The following is a 3728-nucleotide window of genomic DNA, read 5'->3' on the forward strand; positions in this document are numbered from 1 at the left end:
GGCGGCGGCCTGTACGCTTACAGGCCGGTACTGGCCAAGCAGTTGTGGGTCAAATCACAGCGATTGGCAAAACATTACAGCCAGCAGTTCTCGCGGCTGATCCATTCCAAGAGATAATCACGAACCCTTGCTGGTGGCGGCCGGTATCGATTTCGGCGTGTGTATGGGCAGGGCCGCAAGCGCCTGTGGTGACACGAAGGCCGCCGGGTCAACCATGGTCTGGTTGAGAATCACGCTCCAGTGCAGATGCGGGCCGGTCGCGCGGCCAGTGGCCCCCACTTGGCCGATAATCTGGCCGCGACGTACATGATCGCCAGGCTTCACCTCAAATCGGCTCATGTGGTTGTACATGGTGACCAGGCCCTGCCCATGGTCAATGAACATGGTGTTCCCGTTGAAGAAGAAATTCTCGGCTTCCAGAACCACCCCGTCAGCGGGCGCGAGAATCGGCGTGCCCGTGGGTGCCGCGAGGTCTAGGCCCGCATGGGGTTTTCGCGGCTCATCGTTGAAAAAGCGCCGCAGGCCGAAGGCGCTGCTGATTCTTCCCTGAACGGGCAATTCCAGGTCCAGCGGTGGTGAGGGCACATCGGACCAGGTGGACTTGGCCTTCTTGATCTCCTTCACGTCGCGGTAGTAGCGCGCCAGGTCTTTCTTGCTCAAATCCACCTGGCGCCGGTTTTTCAGCGTGATGTACTGGGTCGGATATTTCTTGTCGACGACCTTGAACGGGTAAACATGTTTCTTGCCGTCTTCGAGGATGGCAGATACCCGGTACCGGCCCGGTTTCAGGCCCAGGGCCAGGCCCACCACGGCCTTCCACTCGCCATCCTGGCGCACGACCATGACCCGTCGCTTGCGAAATTGGGCGCGCGGAACTGCGGAACCAACCAGGGCCGGCCCCAGGTCCACGGTGACGACGCCACCGGGGACATTTTCGACAATGGGAAACTCCTGAGCCCAAAGTGCGGGGCTCGTGAGCAGGAACAGAACGCTAACGATCTTCTTCATGGGTTTCTTCCACCTTGCACACTAGTCTACCGCGGCCAAGCAGGGTTTCCACCTTGTCTCCACGGGTAACGCTGCCCGCGTCGTGAACGATTTCCCGCCCCGGCAGGCTGCGTACAACCGCGAAGCCGCGTTGCAGCGTTGCCAGGGGGCTGAGGGCGTTCAGCCGGGTGAGTTGCTCCTGGAGGCGATTGGCGGCGCGGTCCAGGGCACGTTCCATCGCCGCGTGCATGCCTTCAAATCGGTGCCGGAGCGCTTCACCCTGTCGCGCGATCCGATCCGGCAGGCCGCTGCGGCGCAGGCGGGCCGAAAGTTCCTGTTCCCGGGCTCGGGCAAGCACAAGCTCGTTTCGGACCGCAAGCTGCAAGCGGCGGTGCAGTTCCTGCAACCGGGCCGCCAGAACCTGGAGCCGCTGGCGGGGGTGAACCAGTCGCCGGGCCAGGCCGTCCAGCTGTTGGCGGGCGCTGTTCAGGCGATCGTCCATCAGGCGTTCGATGCGCCGGCCATGCTGTGTATACAGCGCGGCCCAGGCCTCCCGGTGAGGACTCAGCATTTCGGCTGCGGCGGTGGGCGTCGGCGCGCGCGCATCGGCAACCAGGTCGGCAATTGTGAAATCGGTTTCGTGGCCGACGCCGCAGACCAGGGGAATCCGGCAGGCGAAGATCGCCCGGGCCACGACTTCCTCGTTGAATGCCCACAGGTCTTCCAGGGATCCACCACCACGGGCCAGGATCAGGGCGTCGCATTCGCCGCGATCGTCGGCGAGGTGAATCATGTTGGCAATCTGCTCCGCGGCCCCTTCCCCCTGAACCGGTACCGGGTAGATCAGCACCGGGATGGCCGGGAACCGGCGTCGCAGCGTGGTGAGAATGTCGTGCACCACCGCACCGCTGGGAGAGGTAATGATGCCAATTCGGTGCGGCAGCGTCGGCAGGGTGCGCTTGTGCTCGGGGGCGAACAGATTCTCCGCCGCCAGCCGGCTTTTCAGTGCGTCGAAGGCCTGCCGAAGCGCCCCTTCGCCGGCAGGTTCCAGGTGTTCCACGATCAGCTGAAAATCTCCGCGGGCCTCGTACAGGCTGACGCGGGCCCGAACCAGGACCTGCATCCCGTCTTCGGGTCGTGCGGCGAGGCCCCGCTGGGCGCCCCGAAAAAATGCGCACCGAATCTGGGCCTTGTCGTCCTTCAGGGAGAAATAGAGGTGACCTGACGCGGGTCGAGCCAGATTGGATATCTCACCCTCGAGCAGAATGGTCCCGAAACCGCTCTCCAGCAGCGCCTTGACCTCGCGGGCGAGCCGGGAAACCGTGTAGAGATCCGGCGGGGCGGGTGCGGCAGTACTCATGGCCGAACCATAGTGGATTGCAGGGCACAAAAAAAGCCGGGCAATGCCCGGCTTTTCTGCCCAGGGATCAGGACTAGTACCAGATCGCCGGGTTTGCTTGTTCCTTGGCCTGGGCCTGGGCCAATTTGGCCTGTTCGATCGCCTTCTCGGCACCGGCCTTGTCTTCCGTCTTTTCAGCCGTGGCCAGGATCTTGCCGGTATCGCGCCACAGGAATTTCATCTTCTTGGCGACGGCCATTTCATTCTTGGCCTGGGCATCGAGATCGCTGAACGATGGGCCGCTGGCGCACCCGGCCAGGACACCTACGGAAGCGCTGGTGAGAATAACCTTTTTCATTTTGGATGTACTCCTCCGACTGGCGGTATCTGGATTTGTTTTTGTTTTACCCTAAAGCACTGGCGCAGCCCCGTCAACCCGGTTGCCCGCGCAGATAGCCGCCGAAGGCAGGCGACAGGGCATTTACGAGTTCCGGGCCTCTCCGTATAATGCGGCATGCGGATCGTACAAGAAGCACTTACCTTTGACGACGTACTGCTCGTCCCGGCCCATTCCACTGTTCTGCCCCGCGACGTCGACCTGTCGACGCCCCTGACCGGCTCCATTCGCCTGAAAATCCCGCTGCTGTCGGCGGCCATGGATACGGTGACGGAGTCCCGGGCGGCCATCTGTTTGGCCCAGGAAGGCGGGCTGGGCATCATCCACAAGAATCTCAGTCCCGAGCGGCAGGCGGAAGAGGTGCTGCGGGTCAAGAAATTCGAAAGCGGGGTTATCACCAACCCGATCACGGTTTCGCCCGGCGCGACCATCGGCGAGGTGCTGGCCCTTACGGAGGCACACAATATCTCCGGTGTCCCGGTCGTCGACGGCGAAAACCTTGTCGGAATCGTGACTCATCGCGACCTGCGCTTTGAATCGCGCTACGACGAACCCGTCAGCGCCATCATGACTGCCAGGGACAAGCTCGTTACCGTTCCGGAAGGTACGGCAACCGACGAAATCCTGCGCCTGATGCACCAGCATCGAATCGAAAAGGTTCTGGTGGTCGACGCCGGATTCGGGCTCAAAGGGCTGATTACGGTCAAGGACATCCAGAAGTCGACGGAACATCCCAATTCCGCCAAGGACGCCAACGGCCGCCTGCTCGTCGGCGCGGCAGTGGGTGTTGGCGAGGGCACCGACGAGCGGGTCGCGGCCCTGGTGGACGCCGGCGTAGATGTGCTGGTGGTGGATACCGCCCCCGGACATTCCCAGGGCGTCATCGACCGAGTTGCCTGGATCAAGAAACACTATGCAGGGGTCGGTGTGATCGGTGGCAATATCGCCACAGCTGCAGCGGCCAGGGCGCTGGCGGATGCCGGCGCCGATGCGGTGAAAGTCGGT

Annotated in this window: 4 protein-coding genes; 1 reads left to right on the forward strand and 3 read right to left on the reverse strand. The window is 62.8% G+C overall.

Annotated elements, in window-relative coordinates; genetic code table 11:
* Positions 1-117: 117 nt before the first annotated feature.
* The 3 genes from P8X48_13180 to P8X48_13190 all read right to left on the reverse strand — a co-directional run bounded on the left by P8X48_13180 (position 118) and on the right by P8X48_13190 (position 2684).
* On the reverse strand, positions 118-1008 hold the full coding sequence (locus P8X48_13180) for a peptidoglycan DD-metalloendopeptidase family protein (GenBank protein ID MEJ2108255.1): 891 nt from the start codon (positions 1006-1008) through the stop codon (positions 118-120).
* The gene (gene xseA, locus P8X48_13185) at positions 992-2347 is read right to left on the reverse strand and encodes an exodeoxyribonuclease VII large subunit (GenBank protein ID MEJ2108256.1); all 1356 of its coding nucleotides are present in this window, start codon (positions 2345-2347) and stop codon (positions 992-994) included. Before xseA ends, P8X48_13180 begins: the two co-directional genes overlap by 17 nt.
* Before the next feature lie 73 nt (positions 2348-2420).
* The gene (locus P8X48_13190) at positions 2421-2684 is read right to left on the reverse strand and encodes a hypothetical protein (protein ID MEJ2108257.1); all 264 of its coding nucleotides are present in this window, start codon (positions 2682-2684) and stop codon (positions 2421-2423) included.
* 156 nt (positions 2685-2840) lie between these two features.
* Between P8X48_13190 and P8X48_13195 the strand changes: the two genes are divergently transcribed.
* Positions 2841-3728 (forward strand): IMP dehydrogenase (locus tag P8X48_13195; protein MEJ2108258.1); only part of this gene is annotated, 888 nt, incomplete at its 3' end.

This window comes from Acidiferrobacteraceae bacterium, assembly GCA_037388825.1.
Taxonomy (GTDB): Bacteria; Pseudomonadota; Gammaproteobacteria; order Acidiferrobacterales; family JAJDNE01; genus JARRJV01.